Origin of the sequence: Pontibacter chitinilyticus, from assembly GCF_039748935.1 — a bacterium.
In the GTDB taxonomy this organism is placed as follows: domain Bacteria; phylum Bacteroidota; class Bacteroidia; order Cytophagales; family Hymenobacteraceae; genus Pontibacter; species Pontibacter chitinilyticus.
Map to the genome: position 1 here is coordinate 306,650 of NZ_JBDIZJ010000003.1, position 22,851 is coordinate 329,500.

At 51.5% G+C, this 22,851-nt stretch carries 20 protein-coding genes; 18 read left to right on the forward strand and 2 right to left on the reverse strand.

The annotated features are described in order from the left end of the window. Window positions 1-41 precede the first annotated feature (41 nt). The 7 genes from ABDW72_RS07650 to ABDW72_RS07680 all read left to right on the forward strand — a co-directional run bounded on the left by ABDW72_RS07650 (window position 42) and on the right by ABDW72_RS07680 (window position 7,312). Window positions 42-959: a hydroxypyruvate isomerase family protein gene (locus ABDW72_RS07650; protein WP_347157930.1), complete on the forward strand. Its 918-nt coding sequence runs from the start codon at window positions 42-44 to the stop codon at window positions 957-959. 177 nt (window positions 960-1,136) lie between these two features. Beyond that, complete coding sequence (locus ABDW72_RS07655; RefSeq protein ID WP_347157931.1) at window positions 1,137-1,871, forward strand: SDR family NAD(P)-dependent oxidoreductase; 735 nt, start codon at window positions 1,137-1,139, stop codon at window positions 1,869-1,871. 148 nt (window positions 1,872-2,019) lie between these two features. Continuing rightward, window positions 2,020-3,918, forward strand: a complete 1,899-nt coding sequence (gene acs, locus ABDW72_RS07660; protein ID WP_347157933.1) for an acetate--CoA ligase — start codon at window positions 2,020-2,022, stop codon at window positions 3,916-3,918. 90 nt (window positions 3,919-4,008) lie between these two features. Continuing rightward, window positions 4,009-5,187 (forward strand): hypothetical protein, encoded by a 1,179-nt coding sequence (locus tag ABDW72_RS07665; RefSeq protein WP_347157934.1) that lies wholly within the window; start codon window positions 4,009-4,011, stop codon window positions 5,185-5,187. Between the two features lie 93 nt (window positions 5,188-5,280). Beyond that, window positions 5,281-5,679 carry a hypothetical protein gene (locus tag ABDW72_RS07670; RefSeq protein WP_347157936.1) on the forward strand — a complete coding sequence of 133 codons (399 nt, stop codon included), beginning with the start codon at window positions 5,281-5,283 and terminating at the stop codon, window positions 5,677-5,679. 467 nt (window positions 5,680-6,146) lie between these two features. Next, complete coding sequence (locus ABDW72_RS07675; protein WP_347157937.1) at window positions 6,147-6,635, forward strand: GNAT family N-acetyltransferase; 489 nt, start codon at window positions 6,147-6,149, stop codon at window positions 6,633-6,635. A gap of 14 nt (window positions 6,636-6,649) precedes the next feature. Beyond that, on the forward strand, window positions 6,650-7,312 hold the full coding sequence (locus tag ABDW72_RS07680; RefSeq protein WP_347157939.1) for a M15 family metallopeptidase: 663 nt from the start codon (window positions 6,650-6,652) through the stop codon (window positions 7,310-7,312). Between the two features lie 203 nt (window positions 7,313-7,515). On the opposite strand, the gene ABDW72_RS07685 is transcribed toward ABDW72_RS07680, so the two are convergent. Then, on the reverse strand, window positions 7,516-8,319 hold the full coding sequence (locus tag ABDW72_RS07685; RefSeq protein ID WP_347157940.1) for a polysaccharide deacetylase family protein: 804 nt from the start codon (window positions 8,317-8,319) through the stop codon (window positions 7,516-7,518). Between the two features lie 236 nt (window positions 8,320-8,555). On the opposite strand from ABDW72_RS07685, the gene ABDW72_RS07690 reads away from it, so the two are divergent. From ABDW72_RS07690 to prfB, 9 genes are all read left to right on the forward strand, one after another. Further along, on the forward strand, window positions 8,556-9,116 hold the full coding sequence (locus ABDW72_RS07690) for a GNAT family N-acetyltransferase (protein ID WP_347157941.1): 561 nt from the start codon (window positions 8,556-8,558) through the stop codon (window positions 9,114-9,116). A 92-nt stretch (window positions 9,117-9,208) separates the two neighbouring features. Further along, window positions 9,209-9,763, forward strand: coding sequence for an NUDIX domain-containing protein (locus ABDW72_RS07695; protein WP_347157943.1), 555 nt, complete (start codon window positions 9,209-9,211; stop codon window positions 9,761-9,763). Between the two features lie 115 nt (window positions 9,764-9,878). Next, the gene (locus tag ABDW72_RS07700) at window positions 9,879-10,688 is read left to right on the forward strand and encodes a lysophospholipid acyltransferase family protein (protein ID WP_347157944.1); all 810 of its coding nucleotides are present in this window, start codon (window positions 9,879-9,881) and stop codon (window positions 10,686-10,688) included. After that, window positions 10,630-10,917 (forward strand): Asp-tRNA(Asn)/Glu-tRNA(Gln) amidotransferase subunit GatC, encoded by a 288-nt coding sequence (gatC, locus tag ABDW72_RS07705; protein WP_347157945.1) that lies wholly within the window; start codon window positions 10,630-10,632, stop codon window positions 10,915-10,917. Before ABDW72_RS07700 ends, gatC begins: the two co-directional genes overlap by 59 nt. A 15-nt stretch (window positions 10,918-10,932) precedes the next feature. Further along, window positions 10,933-13,971, forward strand: coding sequence for a tetratricopeptide repeat protein (locus tag ABDW72_RS07710; protein WP_347157947.1), 3,039 nt, complete (start codon window positions 10,933-10,935; stop codon window positions 13,969-13,971). An 11-nt stretch (window positions 13,972-13,982) separates the two neighbouring features. Continuing rightward, window positions 13,983-14,708, forward strand: coding sequence for an ABC transporter ATP-binding protein (locus tag ABDW72_RS07715; RefSeq protein WP_347157949.1), 726 nt, complete (start codon window positions 13,983-13,985; stop codon window positions 14,706-14,708). Continuing rightward, entirely contained in the window at window positions 14,708-15,256 is a 549-nt protein-coding gene (locus ABDW72_RS07720; protein ID WP_347157950.1) for a cob(I)yrinic acid a,c-diamide adenosyltransferase, read from the forward strand. The genes ABDW72_RS07715 and ABDW72_RS07720 overlap by 1 nt, the downstream gene beginning before the upstream one ends. A gap of 26 nt (window positions 15,257-15,282) precedes the next feature. Further along, on the forward strand, window positions 15,283-16,359 hold the full coding sequence (locus ABDW72_RS07725) for a branched-chain amino acid aminotransferase (protein WP_347157951.1): 1,077 nt from the start codon (window positions 15,283-15,285) through the stop codon (window positions 16,357-16,359). A 92-nt stretch (window positions 16,360-16,451) separates the two neighbouring features. After that, a protein-coding gene (prfB, locus tag ABDW72_RS07730; protein ID WP_347157953.1) for a peptide chain release factor 2 occupies window positions 16,452-17,529 on the forward strand; the annotation gives its coding sequence in 2 pieces (ribosomal slippage) (window positions 16,452-16,511 and window positions 16,513-17,529; 1,077 coding nt in all). Window positions 17,530-17,565: 36 nt separating this feature from the next. On the opposite strand, the gene ABDW72_RS07735 is transcribed toward prfB, so the two are convergent. Beyond that, the gene (locus tag ABDW72_RS07735) at window positions 17,566-17,706 is read right to left on the reverse strand and encodes a hypothetical protein (protein WP_347157955.1); all 141 of its coding nucleotides are present in this window, start codon (window positions 17,704-17,706) and stop codon (window positions 17,566-17,568) included. Window positions 17,707-18,178: 472 nt separating this feature from the next. On the opposite strand from ABDW72_RS07735, the gene ABDW72_RS07740 reads away from it, so the two are divergent. Both ABDW72_RS07740 and ABDW72_RS07745 read left to right on the forward strand, forming a co-directional pair. Continuing rightward, on the forward strand, window positions 18,179-21,337 hold the full coding sequence (locus tag ABDW72_RS07740; protein WP_347157956.1) for a SusC/RagA family TonB-linked outer membrane protein: 3,159 nt from the start codon (window positions 18,179-18,181) through the stop codon (window positions 21,335-21,337). A gap of 21 nt (window positions 21,338-21,358) precedes the next feature. After that, window positions 21,359-22,837 carry a SusD/RagB family nutrient-binding outer membrane lipoprotein gene (locus ABDW72_RS07745; protein WP_347157958.1) on the forward strand — a complete coding sequence of 493 codons (1,479 nt, stop codon included), beginning with the start codon at window positions 21,359-21,361 and terminating at the stop codon, window positions 22,835-22,837. Window positions 22,838-22,851 lie beyond the last annotated feature (14 nt).

Genomic DNA, 22,851 nt, shown 5'->3' on the forward strand with positions numbered 1-22,851 from the left:
AGTTTCGCTGCCGCCGCTGCCAGCTTAAGAGCCCTTTACGTATGCGAAGAAGCGACTTTTTAAAAACCAGCCTGCTGGCCGGCATAGCCCTTTCAAGTGGGGCTTCTGCGTTTGCCAATACCTGTTCTGCCAAACCAAAAGCAGGCAAGCCCTTTTCCTTGAACTATGCACCTCATTTCGGCATGTTCAATAGTTTGGCCGGCGATGACCTGATCAAGCAACTGCAGTTCATGTATGAGCAGGGCTTCCGCGCCATAGAAGACAATGGCATGATGGGCCGCCCTGTTAGTGAGCAGGAAAAGATTGGCAAGGAGCTCACGCGCCTCGGCATGACAATGGGGGTTTTTGTGCTCGATAAAGGAGGGAATGCGCAGAACTCGCTGGCAGCAGGCAAACCCGAATACGTAGACATCTTCCTGGACGGATGCAAACGTGCCGTTGACGTGGCCAAACGCGTTAATGCCAAATGGGTAACGGTGGTGCCCGGCGACTTCGAACGAAAGCTGCCAGTAGGCATCCAAACAGGGAACGTGATCGAAGCGCTGCGACGCGGCGTGGAAATATTGGCGCCACATGGCATTACCATGGTGCTGGAGCCGCTAAGCGACACGCCCGATCTCTTCCTCCGCAATTCCGACCAGACGTATACCATCTGCAAAGCGGTAAACAGCCCCAACTGTAAACTGTTGTTCGATATTTACCACATGCAGCGCAACGAAGGCAACCTGATCGCAAATATGGACAGGAACTGGGATGAGATCGCGTATATCCAGATCGGCGATAATCCCGGTCGAAACGAGCCCACTACCGGGGAGATCAACTTTAAGAACATCTTCAAGTTTTTGCATGAAAAAGGGTATAAAGGCGTGCTGGGCATGGAGCACGGCATGGCAGGCAAAGGAAAAGAAGGCGAACTGGCCCTAATTCAGGCCTATAGGCAGGTGGATAACTTCGCTTAAAGCAGAGGAGTAAAATAACCGCAAAACTCATTTGCAAACAAAAAAGCCGTTGTTGCTGCCTGTGCAGTAGCAGCGGCTTTTTTGTTTGGCAGGAGTTTCATACGTTCGCTTTAGGTGCATCTTACGATAAGCTTCCTGCCCGATCCGTACCTCTAAACATCATTTATACTTACAACTATGAATCTCTACATCATCACCGGCGCTAGCAAAGGCATCGGCAAAGCTTTTGCTGAAGAACTGCTGCAAGACAGCAACAACCAGGTAGTAGGCGTGTCGCGCACCTGTAGCATTACGGATCCAAATTACCGGCACCAGCCCCTGGACTTATCTGATATACAGGCGGTGGAGCATAACCTGCAGAAGTTGTTTCTGCCTTACCCCGAGGCACAGCAACTGGTGCTGATCAACAATGCCGGTGTGCTGGGCGATATTGGGTATGTGGGGGAAGAAATGCCCAACGAGCGCTTCGGGTTTGTGTTTGATGTGAACGTGGTGGTGCCCGCTATGCTGATGAACACCTTTCTGCAAGTATACGGGCAGCACCCGGCCAGCAAGGTGATTGTGAATGTGAGCTCCGGGGCCGGCAAATACCCTATTGATGGCTGGGCTAGTTACTGCGCTTCCAAGGCCGCGATCGATATGCTCTCGCAAACCATACAACTGGAGCAGAACAAGCGTGGCACCGGCGTAAAAGTATACGCCCTTTCGCCCGGCGTGGTGGATACGGCCATGCAGGAGCACATCCGCGGGAGCGACGCCAGCCGCTTCAGCACCGTAGAAAAGTTCCGCGACTACAAAGCCAACAACGAACTGGCTTCGCCCGAAGAAGTAGCCCGTAAGGTGGCAAACTTCCTGCAGCACACCGACAGCTACCACGAGGTGCTGGTGTCGGTGCGGGATATGAAAGCGTAAACAGGCGCCTGCCGCTGGCAAATATCCTGAAAGCCGGTGTTTGATTAAATCAACCAGAACACGTACCTTATAGGGCAGTAGCCGCTCCTGCTTATGTCCGGAGCGGCTTATTGTTCTATCGCCATAACCCTAAAACTTATCTCAAACTATGAGCATACCGCAAGTTAAAACCTTCGAAGAGTACCAGCAGGCCTACAACCGCAGCGTAGAAAACCCGGAAGGCTTTTGGGCAGATATTGCCAACAGCTTTACCTGGCGAAAAAAATGGGATAAGGTGCTGGAATGGAACTTTGAAGAGCCGGATGTAAAGTGGTTTCAGGGCGGTAAGCTCAACATCACCGAAAACTGCCTGGACCGCCACCTGAAAACCCGCGGCAATAAGCTGGCTTTGATTTGGGAGCCCAACGATCCGAAAGAGAAATTTGTGCGCTATACCTATAAAGAGCTGCACGAGAAGGTGTGCCAGTTTGCCAACGTGCTCAAGAACAACGGGGCCAAAAAAGGAGACCGCATCTGCATCTACATGCCCATGATTCCGGAACTGGCGGTGGCAGTGCTGGCCTGCGCCCGCATCGGGGCTATCCACTCGGTGGTGTTTGCCGGTTTCTCTGCTTCGGCTATGGCTGATCGCATCAACGATGCGCAGTGCAGCATGGTGCTTACCTCCGACGGCCTGAACCGCGGCGCCAAGCAGATTCCGGTAAAGCGGGTGGTAGACGAGGCCCTGGAGCATTGCACTTCGGTGCAGAAAGTGATTGTGGTAGAGCGCCTGGGCTGGGCCGTGAACATGGTGGAGGGCCGCGATGTATGGTTTCACGACGAAGTGCAGGGCGTCAGCAAAGAGTGTCCTGCCGAGGAGATGGATGCCGAAGACATGTTATTTGTGCTGTATACTTCTGGCTCTACGGGCAAGCCCAAAGGCGTGGTGCACACCTGCGGCGGCTATATGGTGTATGCGCAGTATAGCTTCAGCAACGTTTTTCAGTACGAAGAGAGCGATGTTTACTGGTGTACCGCTGATATTGGCTGGATAACCGGCCATACTTACCTGGTGTACGGCCCCTTGCTGGCCGGCGCTACCACAGTCATGTTTGAGGGCGTGCCGAGTTACCCCGACAACGGGCGTTTCTGGCAGGTAGTGGATAAGTTCGGTGTTACGATTTTCTACACAGCCCCAACTGCGATCCGTGCCCTGATGGGCGGCGATATTGAGGATGTGCTGTCTTACAGCTTAGATTCGCTGCGGGTGCTTGGCTCGGTAGGCGAGCCGATCAACGAGGAAGCCTGGCATTGGTATCATACCCACGTGGGTAAAAACAGGAGCCCGTTGGTAGATACCTGGTGGCAAACCGAAACGGGCGGCATCATGATTTCGACACTGGCCGGGGTAACGCCCATGAAGCCGAGTCATGCCGGCCTGCCGCTGCCGGGTGTGCAGCCGCTGCTGGTAGATGGTGATGGCAACGAGATCAAGGAAAACGGCGTGGAAGGCTACTTATGTATGAAGTTTCCGTGGCCCGGCATTATCCGCACCACCTATGGCGACCATGAACGCTGCCGCCTGAGCTACTTTTCAACTTACAAAGGGTTATACTTTACCGGTGATGGAGCCAAGCGCGACGAGAATGGCCTTTACCGCATTATTGGCCGCGTAGACGACGTGATTAACGTATCCGGGCACCGCTTCGGCACGGCTGAGATAGAAGAAGCCATCAACCACAACGAGCATGTGATCGAGTCGGCAGTGGTGGGTTACCCGCACGAGGTAAAAGGGCAGGGCATTTATGCCTTTGTGATCCTGCGCGATCAGCCGGAGCATGAAGACTGGCTGCGTGCCGAGATCGTGGAGACGGTAGTGGAGATGATCGGCAAGATTGCCCGCCCCGACAAAATACAGTTGGTAAGCGGCCTTCCTAAAACGCGCTCCGGCAAGATCATGCGCCGTATTCTGCGGAAAATAGCTGAAGGCGACACATCCAACCTTGGCGACACCTCCACTCTACTGGACCCAGCCGTGGTAGAGGAGATCAAACTAGGGGCTTTGTAAGCAGGTAATCGGCTCCATACATAGTGCAGCTAACAGGAGTAGTACTCCTGTTAGCAAGTAGTTATGCTTCATTGTAAAGAAGCCATATAAATGAGAGAATATAGAACTGCAAAGGGTTGGGCAATTTTAATTTACGTAACTGCCCCTTTACTCATTTTACTTTTCGCTTGGCTCTTAGTTGAACCTATCGTGCATGAGAATACTGATGGTGCTCTAACCAATGCGTACTGGTTTCTTGTTCCATTGTCCATTGGAATGATTGGTTTAATGGGATATGGGTTAATTGAAACCATAAAGTGGAAGTTTGTCATTGACAGCGACAAAGTATATGCAGCGGGTGCCTTTTCACGCAAACAATTAAGGTTTGATGAAATAAAGGGGTATAGAATAGATGACAACTATATTTATATTGAATCCAGTATCGCAGGCAAAAAGAAAATTAGTATCAGCACTTACCTTGGCAAGACAGATGAGATAGTGGAATGGCTGTCATCATACTATCCAGACTTGGACTTACTTCATGCAGAGCAAGAAGAACAGGAAATATTAGGCAATGAAGAGCTTGGTTGGACAATTGAACAGAGAGAAGAGAAACTGTATAAAGCTCGTAAGACAGCTAAAGTACTTAACTGGGCAGGTGGCTTAATTGGTGCTTGGACATTCTTTTGGCCAGATCCCTATGAACTTGCAATAATGGCATCAATTACGGTTCCGATAGTCGTAATTGTTGCAATGAAATTATCGTCGGGGCTTATCCGAATTGACGAGAGAAAAGACAGTGCCTATCCTTCGATACTCTGGGCTGTACTCGCTCCAAGTATGGGACTTTGTGTAAGAGCTTTATTGGACTATAATATTTTTAGCCACAATAATGTTTGGATGCCTTCAGCGGTAATAGCTTTCACAATGATTATGGTGCTGATGGTTGGTAACAAAGAATTTAAATTTAAGAAAGCTGTAGACTATTTTTCAGTTTTAGTGATTGCTTCCATTCTTTTTGCCTACAGCTACGGTTCAATAATAACAGTGAATTGCATAAATGATAATTCAGAGCCTGTAGTATTCAATGCCAAGGTTTTGAGTAAAAGAATAAGTTCTGGCAAGTCAACTACATACTACCTTGAACTAACTCCTTGGGGGGTACAAAAGGATATAGAAGAAGTATCGGTTTCAAAAGAATTATATGAGCAACTTGAGAGTGACGATTTGGTCAATATCTACTTTATGAAGGGTTATCTTTACATTCCTTGGTTTGTTGTAGCCAATTAAAACAAAGAAAGCATAACAAAGCACATGAGTAAAGCTGCGGCTACGCCTTGCTCACCTCATATACCAGCACGTTGGGCAATATTACGATTATAGATGAAGAATGCAGAAATAAGAAAACAGCTAATAGAAAGATGGGGCGCAGAAGGTTTATGGACGCCTCTGAACGGAGAGAAAGCATCGGAGACTGTTGACTACTTTGAGTACGATGAATTCCAATCTGCATTCGGGCTGGAAAAACTGAAGGAAGTAATAGCAGAGATAGAAACAGGTAATGTTTACGAAATAAGTGAAATAGAAGAAGATAAAGTAATTCCAGTCTCTGATATAGATGAATATGGCGGAGTTGAAATGTTTTATACCAATTCTAACGCTGAATGGGTGATTTATCTTTCACACGAGAATACAATTACAATCGCAGGAGCAAAGCTTTTGGAAGCCTTGAAAAGCAAGTGGAGCGACTGGAACCATTATAATAAACCTTGGGAAAAATAACATTGCCCAACAAAGTTCAGCACTAACCCTCGCTACGCTACGGGCTTCGGCTGCACGAGTAACGTTGGCGGTAATAACAAGTACGAATTGGAAAAAGAATCTATAAAAGGGGGTCTGAGAGCAGTAGCATATTATGCTATTGGATTCGCAATAGCATAGGCAGCCTATCTAATCTTTGGTTGGGAATATATTCATGCCCCTGGTGTTCATCAATTGATTGGTCTTATTATGTTAGTTACTGGGATCATTCTTCTGATACGAAGGGTAATTGAATTTTTAAAAACTCAGCTAAAAGTTTTAATAAAGGCGCACTACTCATTCACTTCATTGTGATTGGTGGTTTTGGTATCGACTTCTGGATTATCTTGAATGAATATAGATCTTATCGATTTACTCACTTTAAACAAAAAAAGAACGATGCGGACCTCAACTTTCACGTTGCTAATTAAGATGAGGAACTTGCAAGTATGACAGCACTTATCCGGACTGACTCCGGGAACCACGACTTTGTGGAACTGGTCCATTTGCTGGATGCGGACCTGCGCGAGAGAGACGGGGAGGAGCACGCATTTTATGCGCAGTTCAACAAAATTGACAAGATCCGCAATGTCGTTGTGGCCTACCAGGATCAGCTTGCGGTAGGCTGTGGTGCCTTCAAGGCATATGCTGAAGGTATAGCAGAAGTGAAGCGCATGTATGTGCGGCCAACACATCGGGGGCAGGGCATTGCAGGTATTGTACTGCAGGAACTGGAAGTATGGGCGGCCGAACTGGGCTTTCATACGGTGCTGTTAGAAACAGGGAAGAAGCAGTACGAAGCCATCCGGCTTTATACCAAAAGCGGCTACCGCCTTATTCCCAACTATGGGCAATACAAGGAGGTAGAAAACAGTATTTGCATGCAAAAAAGCATTACCGGCATACCTGGTGAGGCAATACCTGTGTTATCAACCTAAACCAACTCCTTCCGATGCAAACCTGTTTATACTTTACCCGTTGTTTTCTGCTGCTGCTGACGCTGCTCGTGTCCGGAAGTTGTGGCATGAAGCCGCCGCAGGAAGCGGGCAACTTTAAGCAGCCTGACTTAGTGGAACTGGTAAAGCTGGACAGCACCCTGAAGCTCGATATCCGCTATGCTACGGCTAATAACCTGGCCGGCCGCCCTGTTTATACTGAGGCAAGGGCTTTTCTGCAGCGCCCGGCTGCTGAGGCGCTGGTGCGCGTAAACCAGGAACTGAAACCGCTGGGCTATGGCTTGCTGGTGTTCGACGGTTACCGGCCCTGGCGGGTAACCAAGCTGTTCTGGGATGTAACGCCTCCGAAAGACCGACAGTTTGTGGCCAACCCCAAAAAAGGCTCCCGCCACAACCGGGGCTGTGCCGTAGACCTGAGCCTATACGAGCTGGCAACAGGCCGGGAGGTGCAAATGACGGGCGCTTACGATGAGATGAGCGAACGCTCGTATAGTAACTACACTGGTGGCACCGCCGAACAGCGCCAACTGCGCGACCTGCTGCGCCGCACAATGGCAGCCCAGGGATTTACGGTTCTCTCCAACGAGTGGTGGCACTTCGATTACAAGGATTGGAAAGCGTATCCCATCCTGGATATTCCTTTCTCAGAGATCAAATAAGCTAAAAATCCGGCGCTCGCCTTTGACGATTGCCTCGGGAAGTAGCGGCTGTTTGGCTACTCCTTTATACTACTTACCAGGTATAAAAGCGCTCGGCAGTTTCTGAGCTTATGCCGTGCTTGATGAAAGGATACGGCTACAGCAGCGAAACTTCTTCATAAGCTTCTGTAGGGATTTTCATAAAGATTATAGGTATACTTACCCTATTGATTTGTGCCTTTCGCCAGCCCTTTTGCTTTTATATACTTGGCTGCTTCAATAAAGGTAGGATTCCAAATTTCCTTGTCGTGGGCTTTTAAATAATGGAGCAGCTGGCGGTGTGCTGCCAGTGATACGTTCAGGGAGTGTTCGCCCCCAACCCCATGAAACAGGAACACAATCATGCTGTGGGTCTTCTCGGCCTGCTTCACCAGCGCGATCAACTCGTCTCCCGTCTGCCCATTGATCATGTAGCTGCCCACGTTGTAGAGGTCTACAGGTTTGTTGGCGGGCACCAGTTCGGGTTGTACCCCGCGAGCGGCCACAAGATCGCCTTTTACGCCATCAATGTATGCTACCCCATCAACAGTTGTGTCGCCGCAGGGGTAAGCAAACGTATGATCTTTCTGGCCATCTACGGCCTGCAGCGCGGCATTCGTCATCCTGATCTCATCCTGTATCCGGCGGGGCGAGTAACTGGCAAGGTCATAATCCGGAGTAACGAAGCTGCGGCCCGGAAGGCTGCCGTTGCAGGGATGAAAAAGGGAGTGGTTAGCCAGTTCGTGTCCGTTGGACGCCACTTTGCGCCACTCGTCCAGGCGCTTGGTAAAAGCCGGCGAAGAGGCAATTAGAAAGAAAGTGCCTTTCAGATGCGAGGAATCCAGCGCTGGAACCACGTTGTCCAGGTCCACATTTAGGGCGTCGTCATACGTCAGCACGACAGCGGCTTTCTTTTTATTCCAGCTTTGAGCGCTGGCTGCTAAGCTGCACAGGCACAGTAATAAAGTTAACGTTCTTTTATAAAGCATAAGGATGATCTTTCAACAGCGAGCAGGTAAAGCAATCACATGTATAAAGATATACAATGCTAGAGGTTAATTCCTAACGTCCGGTCCGGATTATAGTGCGCAACCGGCAACACAAGCGCGTGCAGCAGCTACTCCGAAAATGCAACTGCCTTGTGTTTCAGATGTGCCACCCGGTGCGTAACTTACATTCGGGCGCAGCCACTTTGCTGCGAGCCAATTAAAACAAGGTATTAAGTATGAGCCAGCGCAGACTATCCGTTAGAGAAATACAGAACAGCGATATAGCACTTGTTGCAGACTATTGGCTACAAGCTGACACGGCCTATTTAGAAGCGATGGGCGTAGAGGTATCTAAAATGCCGGCGCGGCCAGAATGGGAGACTATGCTGACAGAACAAATCCGGGCACCGCTTGCGGAGAAGAAATCCTACTGCCTTATCTGGCTGCTGGAGGACCAGCCGGTAGGTCACTCCAACGTTAACAAGATCATTTTCGGCGAAGAGGCCTACATGCACCTGCACCTCTGGCATGCTGACGTGCGGAAATTAGGCTATGGGGCTGCGTTCATCAACCTGTCGCTGCCCTACTTTTTCCGTAACCTGCAGCTGCAGACACTCTATTGCGAGCCTTATGCCTTAAATCCGGCACCTAACAAAACGCTGGAAAAGGCCGGGTTTTCGTTTGTGAAAAGCTATACCACCACGCCCGGCTGGATCAACTTTGAGCAGCCGGTAAACTTGTGGAAATTAAGTGCTGGCAAGTATAAGGAACTGCAAAAGCCGCAGGAGCAAGTATAAACAGCCCAGGCCTTCTGCTGTATACCTGTTGCATTATAAAGGCTTAAACAAAAAGGCGATTTCTTATCTTTGCCCCAAACAGAACAAGCGCTATGATCGACGAAACGCATAACCCCTGGACCACCCTTGCCACCAAACACATCTACCAGAACCCCTGGATAAAAGTACGCGAAGACCAGGTGCTAAACCCCAGTGGCGGCGAAGGCATTTACGGCGTGGTGAGTATGAAGAATAAAGCCATTGGCATCATCCCGATCGACGATGAAGGTTATACTTACCTGGTGGGCCAGTACCGCTACCCGCTGAACGAGTATAGCTGGGAAATACCGATGGGCGGCGGCCTGGTAGAGAACGATATTCTGGAATCGGCCAAACGCGAGCTGCAGGAGGAGACCGGCTTTACGGCTGCCAAATGGACGAATATCTGCCGCCTGCATACTTCCAACTCGGTGACCGACGAAGAAGGCTTTGTTTTTCTGGCGCAGGAACTAACTGCAGGCGAAACAGCATTTGAAGAAACAGAGCAACTGCACATTAAACGGGTACCTTTTGCCGAGGCTGTACGCATGGCTATGCATAACGAGATTACGGACGCTATCAGCGTAGCCGGCATACTAAAAGCGGCATTTATACTGGACAGGCAATAGCAACACGCCCACAAGTATAAAATTGCGCCTACGCTATGCGGAAGCCCCTTCTTTCAACGTTGTACAAGCAGCCGGATTAATTGATAACTAGCGGAAACTTCTTACATTTGACTACATGAAGGCCCTGAAATATCTGTATCATCGCGTGTATACCACCTGGTGCGTTACCTGGTTTGTGGTGCCTTTTGTAGCAGCGTACCCGGCGCAGGCCCTGCTGATACGGAAACAAAAGTGGTACAAGCATGTGCATAACTTTAACAGAGCATGGTCTACCATCTTTCTGCACATGTTTCTGGCACCGATAAGAGTAGAGTGGCGCATGCGTTTTGACCCGAAGCAGCGGTATATTTTTACGCCCAACCACAGCTCTTACCTCGATATTCCGATGATGCTGCATGCCATTCCCGGATTTCTTAACTTTGTAGGCAAAAGCTCGCTGGCCAAAGTGCCGCTTTGGGGTAAGATCTATGATAAGTTATACATTACCGTAGATCGCAAGAGTGCCTTGAGCAGTGCCAAAAGCTACCTGAAGTCCATTAAAACGCTGGAGCAGGGGCGCAACCTGGCTATTTTTCCGGAAGGTACGATCCCTAAAACTGCCGGCGAGCAGCTGCTGGAGTTTAAAGACGGGCCTTTCCGTATTGCGATTGAAAAGCAGCTGCCGGTGGTGCCGGTTACCATGCCCTACAACCAGAAGTTCATGCCGGATCTGGAAGGAAAGCTAAAAATACGCTGGCACCCGCTCAAGATCATCATTCATGAGCCGGTACAAACAACAGGCATGACTTTAAACGATCTGCCTTTGCTGAAGGAGCAGGTCTTTCATATTATCCAAACAGAACTAACAAAACATAACAAGACAACGCATGTCAACAGATATTCAAACCATCCGCAAAATAGCGCATTTAGCCAGGCTGGAATTTAACGAGGAGAAAGAGCAGGAGATGCTGCAGGACCTGAACAAGATCCTGAACTGGGTGGATAAGCTGCGCGAACTGGATACCGAACAGGTGCAGCCGCTTACGCATATGTCGGAAGAGGTGAACGTGCTGCGCGATGATGTGGCCCGCAACTCCGTGTCGCATGAGGAGGCGCTGTTGAATGCGCCCCGCAAAGACTCTGACTATTTCAGGGTACCAAAAGTGCTGGAATAGGCTGTATACCCGCACATGCAAAAAATAAAATTCTGGAGTAACTGGGATGCAAACAGCAGGTATCCCTATCTTTTTTTACTGCTGCTGGCTGTTTTGTCGCTCCTGCTGGGCGTGTACCACTACCTGACCGGCGATAATCTGACGTTTGCCTGGGACAAGATCACTGACCTGCAGGTGGTGCCGCTGCCGGTGCACGAGAGTAACCACCTGCTGCAAAACTTCACCCTCTCAGCCGATGGCTACCTGCTGCTGGAGCAGTATGATGTGGCGCAGCCCTTTGTAAATACGCTCGCTGCCGCACTGCTGCTGGGCATAGTAGCGGTTAGCATTGCTTTTTATACTGCCGCGATCAGCACCATGAAACAGCTGGGCTATTTTGGCGGTATCCTGCTGCTGATGCTCTTCCTGGCTACCTGCAACTTCGACTTGCTGGAGGTTTTTGGCAATGGTGGGCAGGGCATGCTGCTGTTCAGTATTATCCTGCTGGCATCAGTCAGCTATGGCTTTCAGGCTTTCTGGCAGCAGGTGCGGTTTGGCTGGCGCGTACTGGCCATGGCTGGCGTTGTGCTGTTGCTGGTCTTGCTGATCTATGGCGAAGCGCAGTTCCCGGCCCGGCTCATCACGCTGCACCTGGTTAACTACAGCAGCATTGGGTTGCTGGTGGCTACGGTGCTTTTCATCATCTGGGTATCTTACGAAAACATAAACGTACTGCTCTGGATCAATACACAGGGTAAAACACCTGCAAGGCGCTTCAGCCTGTGGCAGTTCATGCTCATCAGCGGATTGTACCTGCTGAACCTCGTGCTGTTGTACCTGCGCCAACTGGGCTACATCCAGGCCGACCTGTTTTACCTGAACGGCTACATTATTCTCCTGCTCTCTGCCATTGCCGGGTTCTGGGGGATGCGGCAGCGCGAAGCTTACTATAAATCGCTGTTTCTCTTCCGGCCCACCGGCGCGGTGTTGTACCTGGTGTTTGCCATCCTGAGTTTTCTGAGCATCGGGTATGCGTTTGCCACCGCCAATGATCCGCTCGTCATCATGTACCGCGACATTATCGAGTACACACACCTGGCGTTTGGACTGGGCTTTCTGCTGTATGTACTCATTAACTTCAGCAAGCTGCTGGAGGAGCGCCTGCAGGTATACAAGGTTGTGTATCAGCCGCAGCGGTTCTCGCTGTTTACGTTTTTCCTGATGAGTTTTATTGTTTGCGCCATATTGGTGGTGCGGGCGCAATACCGGGTCTACTTCTTTGCGAAGGCGGGCTACTACAACTATCTCGGCGATCTATACCGCACGTCCGGCAACGATATTCTGGCAGAGCGCTTTTATGAGGAGAGCGACGTGTATGATGCCAATAACGTAAAGGCCAACTATAGCCTGGCAGGGCTCTACCGCCAGCAGCAGGAGCGTAACAACGAAATTCTGCGGATCCAGGAAGCTCTGGAAAAACGGCCAAACCCCAAGCTGTACGTGCGCCTGGCAAACCTCTACGACCAGAAGCAGTATTTCTTCGAAAAGCTGTACGTGCTGCGCGAGGGGGTAGAGAAGTTTCCGAAAAGCAGTGAGCTGTACAACAACCTGGCGCTGCTATATATGCAAACCAACGTGCTGGACAGCACCGAGTATTACTTCGACATGGCACAGAAGTATAGCGCTGACCCGGACTACATCCGCAGTAATCGCCTGGCCTTTTATACCCGGCAAGCCATGCTGGAGCCAGCCAAAGTTGTGCTGGAGGAAAGTCGCAAAGGCCACTATAAACCTTTGCGCAGCAACATGGCCGCCCTGCGGCAGCTACTCGGCATGGACCTGCAGGAGAAGGAGGTCTTTCAACCTGACTCGCTGAAAGAAGTGGAGGACATGACGCTCTTTTACAATCAGACTATAAGTACGCTGGACAAGGGCGATACAACCCGCCTGAAAGGCATTAACAGTTACCTGCAGGCACCCGGAAACCAAATGTTTTATGAAGACCTGCTCTACCTGAAAGGGCTGGTGCAGCACTACAACGGCAGGCCGCGAGAAGCCCGCAGCATACTGGAGAACCTGGCCCTGCAGTATGGGGAACGGAGCGCCTACTATAGCAATGCGCTGGGCCTCTGGATGCTGGAAGAGCAGAACTACCGGGCTGCGGCAGCTTATTTTAAGGAGGCCAAAGACAAAGGATTTACGCCCGCTTACCTCTCCCAGGGGTATGCGCTGGCGCTGGCGCATCAGCCCGAGGCGGCAGTAGCTGCGCTGGAGGAAGTGGCGTATACAGATGACCCCGAGGCGGTGAACACGGCCCATGCACTGGCTGCCGTGCTGCGCATGGATGTGCCCACAGTGCTGGCGCAGGGCTCCGACAAAGATAAAGTGCAGTACCTGCTCACCTACCTGCCGCAACTGCGGCTAACGCAGGTAGATACGCTGGTGCAGGCCATTGGGGAAAAGGAGATGAAGCGCAGGGCTTTGGTAGCACGGGTGGAGTACCTGATGGACCAGCAGCTTTGGCGGCAGGCCTATATGGCGATTAAGGAAACGGGCGCCCAGTTGCAGCCGGAAGGCGAGCTGCGCTCCGCCCTGAATGTGCAGCAACTGAAGCTATGGCTTAATACAGGCGAGTATGATGTGCTGCTGAACCGTATGAACAACCTTTACCTGACTGACCGGGACAAACGCCTGAATTTATACTTCAAAGCCAGGGTAGCCGAGGTAAAAGGCCGGAACAGGGAAGCGGCAGAACGGTACCAGCAGGCGCTGAAGATGCTGTTGTACAGGGAGGATGTGGTACTGGCTGCGGCAAAATTCTTCAAGAAATACCAGCCAAAGCAGGAGCAGAGCTACGACATTCTGCTGAGCGGCATTACGTATAACCCCTATGCTGCGGAACTATACAAAGCGTACGCGCTGGAGAGCCTCAACCAGGGCCTTTCAAGCTATGCCGAGCAGGCGCTGACAACGTTGCAAAATTTGCTTCCTGCCACAGAATACAGTACATTTATAAAGAAATATGAAAAGCAGCGGGAGGATTTAGCGGCACGCGCCGACAACTGGCAACTCTAAATGCAGGCAGTATGAGCATCATTATCGAGACACACGATATCTCCAAGATTTACCGCATGGGTAGCGAAACTATCAATGCGCTGCAGTCGGTGTCCATTACCATCAAAAAAGGCGAGTATGTTGCTTTTATGGGGCCATCCGGTTCCGGCAAGTCAACCTTCATGAACATCATCGGCTGTTTGGATACGCCCACCGACGGACAGTATATCCTGAATGGCAAGGATGTCAGCAACATGACCGATAACGAATTGGCGGAGGTGCGCAACAAGGAAATCGGTTTCGTGTTCCAGACATTCAACCTGCTGCCGCGGCAGAGCTCCCTTGATAACGTCGCGCTGCCCCTGATCTATGCAGGCTATAGTAAAAGCCAGCGCCAGGAACGGGCACAACGCGCCTTGGAGAGCGTTGGCCTCGGCACTCGTGGCATGCACAAGCCTAACGAGTTGTCGGGTGGCCAGCGGCAGCGTGTGGCCATTGCCCGCGCCCTTATCAACGATCCTAGTATTATACTTGCTGACGAACCAACCGGTAACCTCGACACCAAAACCTCTTACGAGATCATGGAATTGTTTGAGAACCTGCACTCCAAAGGCAACACCATCATTATGGTAACGCACGAAGAAGACATTGCCCGCTATGCACACCGCATCGTTAGGCTACGGGACGGTCTGGTGGAGTCTGATGTGTTGAATGAAGATATTGTGACAGCTGCTAAACTACAGGCGGCGCAACATTAATGAAACTATACACGAAAACAGGCGATAAAGGCACTACCTCCCTTATAGGTGGTACGCGTGTGGCTAAATCGCACCTGCGCATCGAAGCTTATGGTACGGTAGATGAACTCAACTCGTATATGGGGTTGGTGCGCGACCAGGAAGTGAACAAGGGCCGCAGCCTTATCTTAAAAGAGATACAGGACCGCCTTTTTACCATCGGCGCTTTACTGGCCACTGATGCGGAAAAATCAAAAATGAAAACGCCAGACCTGCACGAAGAAGATGTGGCCCTGCTGGAGCAGGAGATTGATGTGATGACGGCTGCAGTGCCGCCGCTGCGTGCGTTTGTGCTGCCCGGCGGCCATCCGGCAGTATCTTTCTGCCATATAGCACGTTGCGTGTGCCGCCGCGCCGAGCGCCTGGCCATCCGCTTGCAGGAAGTATCGGAGGTGGAGAGCCTGGTGATAACCTATTTAAACAGATTGTCTGACTATCTGTTTGCTCTTTGCCGTAAAATGACGGAGGAACTAGGCGCTGAAGAAGTGACCTGGAAACCGCGCATTTGATTTATCAGAAATAACATAAACTTACTATGACATCAGATATATTATCTATACCTACCAAGCGTACCGAGCATTCGCGCCTTGCAGAGGTAGACTTTGCAAAGGTTGAGTTTGGCAAAACGTTTGCCGATCACATGCTGGTGATCGATTACAAAGACGGTGCCTGGCAGACGCCGCAGATACAGCCCTACGGCAACATGTCGGTGAGCCCGGCCACATCAGCATTACACTACGGGCAGGCGATCTTCGAAGGGATGAAAGCTTACCGCGACACAACGAATGATGATATTCTGCTGTTTCGCCCGCTGGACAACCTGCAGCGCATGAACAAATCGGCTGAGCGCATGTGCATGCCTGCCATACCGGAAGACATGTTTATGCAAGGCCTGGAGCAACTCCTGCGCCTGGATGCCGACTGGGTGCCATCGCTGCCGGGTAGCGCGCTGTACCTGCGTCCGTTCATGTTTGCTACCGATGATTTTATCGGGGTCCGGCCATCGGCAACGTATCGCTTTATCATCTTTACCTGCCCGGTAGGCGCTTATTACAGCCATCCGGTAAGAGCCGCAATCGAGCCAACGTACGCGCGGGCAGCAGAAGGCGGAACCGGTTTTGCAAAAACAGCGGGCAACTATGGCGCCGCCATGATGCCGGCCAAGCAAATGCAGGAGCGTGGCTTCCACCAGTTGATCTGGACCGATGCCAAAGAGCACAAGTATATCGAGGAGGCTGGCACCATGAACGTGATGTTCGTGATCGACGGCAAGATCATTACACCGGCTGTGAGCACCACCATTCTGGATGGCGTTACCCGCAAAAGCGTGCTGCAGCTGGCCCGTGACCTGGGCTATGAGGTAGAGGAGCGCCGGGTGGCGGTAGAGGAAGTAATGGAAGCTCAGAAGTCAGGTAAACTGCAGGAAGCTTTTGGTGTCGGCACAGCCGCTACCATCGCGCAGATCGCGGTAATCCACTTCGACGGCACTGATTACGAATTGCCTGCAGTGGAAGACCGCAAGGTATCAACCCACATCGGAGCAGAGCTGGATAAGATCAGAACCGGCCAGGCTGAAGACCCGCACGGTTGGATCTATAGAATAAGCCTGTAAAGCCAGGTAGAAGCAAGTATAAGCTGCTGACGTATAAACCCTGTGTTTTTACGTCAGCAGCTTCTCTTTTATAAATCAAGTATAACCTACGCATGACAACAGAGCAACTAAAAGAGTTAAAGGCCAGAGTAGAGGCCTTGAGGAGGTATCTTTGACTACGATGCCCGAATAGAACAGGTAAAGGAAACCGAGCAGCAAACTACAGCTGCTGATTTCTGGGATGATCCGAAAGAAGCGGAGAAGGTTCTGAAAGAGATGAAGTCGGTGAAAGTATGGACAGACCACTACGAAGAGGTAGAGAAAGCCGTGTCGGACTTTGAGGTGCTGTTCGACTTTTATAAAGAAGGCGACGTGTCGGAAGAGGACATTCAGCAGGAGTTTAACAAAGCCGTAGAGGCCGTGGAAGGGCTGGAGTTTAAGCGTATGCTGAGCGGCGAGGAAGACCAGCTGAGTGCCATTATCGAAATAAACCCCGGCGCAGGCGGTACTGAAAGCCAGGACTGGGCTGAAATGCTGATGCGCATGTACCTGATGTGGGCCGAGCAGCATCAGTTTAGCGTACGGCAGGTTAACTACCAGCCCGGTGAAGGCGCCGGCATCAAATCGGCCACGCTGGAGATTACGGGGGAGTTTGCCTATGGCTACCTGAAGTCCGAGATCGGCGTGCACCGCCTGGTGCGCATCTCGCCATTTGACTCCGGTGGGCGGCGCCATACTTCGTTTGCCTCTGTATTTGCCTATCCGGTGGTAGATGACACCATCAACATTGAAGTAAACCCTGCTGATATTGAATGGGATACGTTCCGGTCGGGTGGTGCCGGTGGCCAGAACGTGAACAAGGTAGAAACGGCGGTGCGGCTAAAGCACAAGCCGTCGGGCATTGTGATCGAGTGCCAGATCGAGCGCTCGCAGCTCATGAACAAAGAGCATGCCCTGCGTATGTTGCGCTCCCGCCTCTACCAGATCGAGATCGAGAAGCGCAACGAAGAGCGTGACCGCATTGAAAGCACTAAAAAGCGTATCGACTTTGGTTCGCAGATCCGCAATTATGTGCTGCACCCTTACAAGCTTATCAAAGATATCCGGACCGGCGTGGAGCGCACCGATGTGCAGAACGTGCTGGACGGCGACCTGGATGAGTATATCAAAGCCTTCCTGATGCAGGCATAAGGCTGACCATGTGCAGTTTACAAAAAGAGGCGCTTCTTAGAGCGCCTCTTTTTGTTTTTCGGTTGTGCCGACATCTTTTTTATCGACATCAGAAGCCAGTTTATCGGGAGAATCTAGCTTTATATCAATACAAGTGAATTTAGACAATGCAGCGCAAAGCCGAAACCAAACTGCCATCGTATAAGGTAGCATTATACTGCAGTATAATTGCATTGTTAGAATCACAAGGCCTTATGATTTTAGCATGCAGTACTTCAAAACCCAGACCGTGCGCTGAAGCATCACCCGCTTAGTTAAAGGGCGAGACAACAAGTATGTTTCGCACCATCAGCGCATAAGATTATTGTGCCTTCTAATACGGAAGTGACAGTTTTTAGTGTAGTATGTGCGCGTTGTACTGCCTGTAAAACGCCTTCTTGTCCTCTTTAAGTGGATGCTCCGACCCAGGTGCGTCAGTTGATTGCTATCCTTTTCGCTTTTATACTCAATGACCTAACATAGATCCATTGAGGGTTTATCAGCTATATCTCCGAAGAAGCAGAACAGAAGATGCATGCTGTTTTGCTTATGGAAAAGGCACGGCCGTACCCCTGCGCCCGCTGCTATGACATATACGTGCTACTGTCCTACTTAACGACTACTACAAATTATGAAGAAACTACTACTAGTAAGTTTTATACTTCTGCTTGGCCTGTGGCATCAGGCAATGGCACAAGGTAAAACTGTAACAGGAACCGTGACAGACCAAGCAAGCGGACAGCCGCTTCCGGGCGTTGCAGTGCTGGTGCCGGGTACAACTGTTGGTACCGCCACCGGCGTAAACGGAGAATACTCCATTACACTTCCGGCTGATGCCAACACCTTGGAATTTCGATTTATTGGCTATACGACCGTAACACGCACCGTGGGCAATGCCAATACCATAGATGTAGCGCTTGGCATTAATGCCGAGCAGTTGCAGGAAGTGGTGGTAACAGCCTTAGGCCGCCAGGAAGAAGAACGAACCTTAGGCTATGCCACACAACAGGTAGGCTCGGAGCAGATAACCCAGGGCCGTGACCGCAGTGTGCTGAATGCGCTGCAGGGCAAAGTGGCCGGGGTCAACATCCAGAGCCAGGGCGGTGGCCCGGGTTCCTCTTCCCGCATCGTTATCCGGGGTGCTAAATCTATTGCGCAAGGCAACCAGGCCCTGTTCGTGATCGACGGCATACCCGTGGATAACGGCAGTTTCGGGTCTAACAGTGGCACCTTTGGTGAAAGCGATAACCTGAACAACGGGGTGGACGTGGGCAACCGCGCCAACGACATCAACCCGGATGACATCGAGTCGGTGAACATTCTGAAAGGGCCGGCAGCGGCGGCACTTTACGGCGCTCGGGCTGCAAACGGCGTGATTATGATTACCACCAAATCCGGAAGAAACACCAACAAAAAAGCGGAGATCAGTTTACTGTCGTCTTATACCATAGATGACGTGCTGCGCTATCCGGAGTTCCAGAACCGCTATGGCGAAGGCTTTTTTGGGGCACCGGATTTGCGGGAGAACACCAGTTGGGGGCCGCTCCTCACAGGCGCGCTGCTACCATGGGGCCGTGTGGTGGATGGGCAACAGCGGGTGAAGCCGTATGCAGCACTTCCGGACAACATCAAAGAGTTCTTCGACTATGGCTCTAACTGGACCAATACGCTTTCTGTATCGGGCGGCACAGAGAAAGCCACGTACTATACTTCTTATTCCAATACCCACCAGACGGGCGTAGTGCCCAGTACGGAGTATAACCGTAATTCTCTGGCTTTAAAAGCTTCGGTAAACCTGTCCAACAAATTTACCTCTACGGCTTCTATTACCTACACCAAGTCAGGCGGCGACTTTGCCATTACCGGGCAGGGGAACTCCGTGTTCAACCAGCTGATCCAAACGCCACGCGACATTCCGGTGCGGGAGTTGGAAGACATCGACAACCCGTTTAATGATGTAGAAGGCTTTTACTCCCCTTATACTGTAAACCCATACTGGGCAATCAAAAACCAGACGTTTACAAACAACGTTGACCGCATGTTTGGCAACGTAACGCTGGGGTATAAAGCAAATGATAACCTGAACGTGACCTACCGCATTGGTACTGACTTTTATACCGACAGGCGGGAGCAGTTTGCCGCAATCCGCGATGCAGCAGGACCGAACGAGGCGCAGAACGATAACGGCATGTATTCGGAAGAGCAGATCTACTACCGGGAGCTCAACTCGGACCTGATCGTTTCTTACAACAAGGACCTGACCGAAGACCTGAACCTGGAGGCGCTGGTGGGCAACAACATCAACCAACGATCGCTCGATGACCTGTTTGCGATGGCAGATGCCTTGGCTAATAACGAGTACCGGTCGCTGAGTAACATTGTCGGCACGCCGCTGGCTTCTAACTTCCGTAACATAAGACGACTGGTTGGCATTTATGGCTCGGCCAAGCTAGGCTACAAGAATTACCTCTGGCTGGAGCTTACCGGCCGGAATGACTGGTCATCCACCCTGCCGCAGCAAAACAACAGTTTCTTTTATCCATCCGTCAACCTGGCGTTTGATGCAGCCGAAGCTTTTGGGCTGGCTGAAGCCTCTCCTGTTAACTTTATTAAGCTGAGAGCGAACTATGCGAATGTGGGCAACGATGCGCCCGTATACTATACCCGTTCTGTATTTGTATCCGGCAACATCAGCGACGGCTTTCAGGGCACTGATCTGAACTTCCCGTTTGCCGGCACGCCGGGTTTTGAGGTGAGCAATATCATTGGCAACTCTACGCTGCGGCCAGAAAATACAAGCTCCTGGGAAATAGGCGCTGACGTTCGCTTTTTTACTGAGCGCCTGCGCATCGATGCGGCCTACTATAACTCCAAGTCTACCGACCAGATCATCAACGTGCCGATCTCCTATACAACCGGCTTTGGCTTTGCCAACCTGAATGCCGCCACTGTACGCAACAAAGGGGTGGAGCTGTTGGTGAGCGGCATCCCAATTGAGACTAACGACTTCTCCTGGAACATCAGCGTGAACTATACAAAGAACGACAACAACGTGGAGGATGTGTATGGCGGCTCTGAAGTTTCGTTGGGTGGGCTAAACTCGGCTGGTCTGGTAATTGCCGAGGGAATGCCCTACGGTACCTTCCGGGCAGAAACAATTCTGCGCGACCCGCAGGGACGCATTGTGGTGAACCCCACCACCGGCAGGCCCCGCGTAGCGCCGGAGCAAACCTACCAGGGCAGCATTCAGAACGACTGGACAGGAGGCCTGGTGAACACCTTCACCTACAAAGGCGCACGGCTCTCCGTTGTGTTTGATACCAGGCAGGGAGGAAAGATGTATTCCCGCACACGGGGCACCCAGCGTTTTGCCGGCACCGCCCCCGAAACACTCTACAACGACCGCCAGCCCTACATCATTCCTAATTCAGTGGTGCAGGTGGGGTCAACGGATGAGTATGTGGAGAACACCACGCCGCTCACCAACGACAACCTGTATGACTATTGGGGTAACCTGCCCGAAGGCACCAACATCATCGATGCCTCCTTTACCAAGTTGCGCGAAGTCAGCCTGTCGTATAAGCTGCCTGCCTCCATCACCGAGAAGACCTTTTTCGGCAACATAGAAGTAGGGGTATCCGGCCGTAACCTGGTGCTCTGGACACCGGCTGAAAACACCTACATCGACCCGGAAACGAACAACTTCGGTAACGACAACCTGCAGGGATACGAGTATAGCGGCACGCCCACCACACGTTCCTGGGGGGCTAACATCCGGGTAACTTTCTAGGACCTTCTCAACCGATAAATCATGAAAAGCAACTATAAATATATTCTTTCCCTGGTGGTGTTTGCCTGCTCATGGGGCATCTCTGCCTGCGACGACTTCCTGGATGTGAACGTGGATCCCAACAACCCCGCTACGGCTACCCCAGCCCTGACGCTGCCGGCAGCAGAAGGCGAGCTGGCGTATGTGCTGGGCAACCAGTTTCAGTTTCTGGGTAACTTTTTTGCCCAGCACTGGGCGCAATCCGGAGGGGCCAACCAGTACTGCGACCTGGAACTGTACTCCATGACATCCTCCTCTTACGACGCCCGCGTGTGGGGCGAACTTTACGCCGGCGCGCTGGAGGATTTTAAGTATGTAGCCGATCAGGGTGCTGTAACAGGCGATCCTAATTTTACCGCTATCGGCGTAATCATGCAGGCCTATACCTTTCAGTTGATTACGGATGCCTGGGGCGATGTGCCGTTTACGACAGCATTGGAGGGCCTTGATCAGCTGAATCCGGAGTACCAGAGCCAGGAGCAGATCTACGACGGCTTGATCCCCATGCTGGATTCTGCCATCGCCATAATAGATGAGGGAAACAGCGATGTCGGCAGCAGCGACCTGGTTTATGGCGGCGACATGGACCTGTGGCGCCGTTTTGCCAACACCTTGAAACTGCGCATCTACCTTCGCCAGGCCTATGTACGGCCAGATGTAGCGCAGGCGGGTGTGGAGCAGTTGTATGCCAGCGGCGCCAAATTTCTGGAGATGGGCCAAACCGCTGCCGTAGCCTTTGCGGATCAAACACAAAACCGCAATCCCTTTTACCAGACGCAGGTGGTGTTTCGGGGTGGTGTAGACGTGGTAGCCAGTAATACGGCACTCGGCTACCTGAAAGCGACCAGCGATCCGCGCATAAACGAATTCTATGCGCCCGTGGAGACAGGAGCCAATATAGGCAGGTTTGAAGGCGTAGACCAAGGGGTGGAGTGTACCCCGCAGCGGGTAGGCACGCTGGCAAACGCCCTTTCCAAGCCAGGGCCTGCCGTGGCAGGACCCGCTACCGCGGTGCCCTTTATTTCGGCCGCCGAAAGCTACTTTTTGCAGGCCGAAGCCGCTGCCCGCGGCTGGACCAACGGAACAGCAGATGCGGCAGCACTGTACGAGCAGGGCATCCGGGCATCTTTCAACTACCTGGGCATAGACGAAGCGGCCGTACCAGCGCTGTTGCAGAAGCCAGAAGTAGCCTACCCCGCCGGGGCACCGGTAGAGCAGCAGGTAAACCAGATCATCACACAGAAGTGGCTCTCCTTCAGCGGTACCCAAGGGTTTGAAGCGTGGACCGAGTATCGCAGAACCGGCTATCCTGACTTTATCGAGCCATCTGCCGCTTCAACGCTGGGGGGGAGCCAACTACCAAAACGTATCCTCTATCCCAACACCGAGTCTATCCGCAACCAGAACTTTCCGGGACTCAAAGAGATCGATGTGCCCGTTTGGTGGGATGTGCAGGATTAATGTATCACTTATAC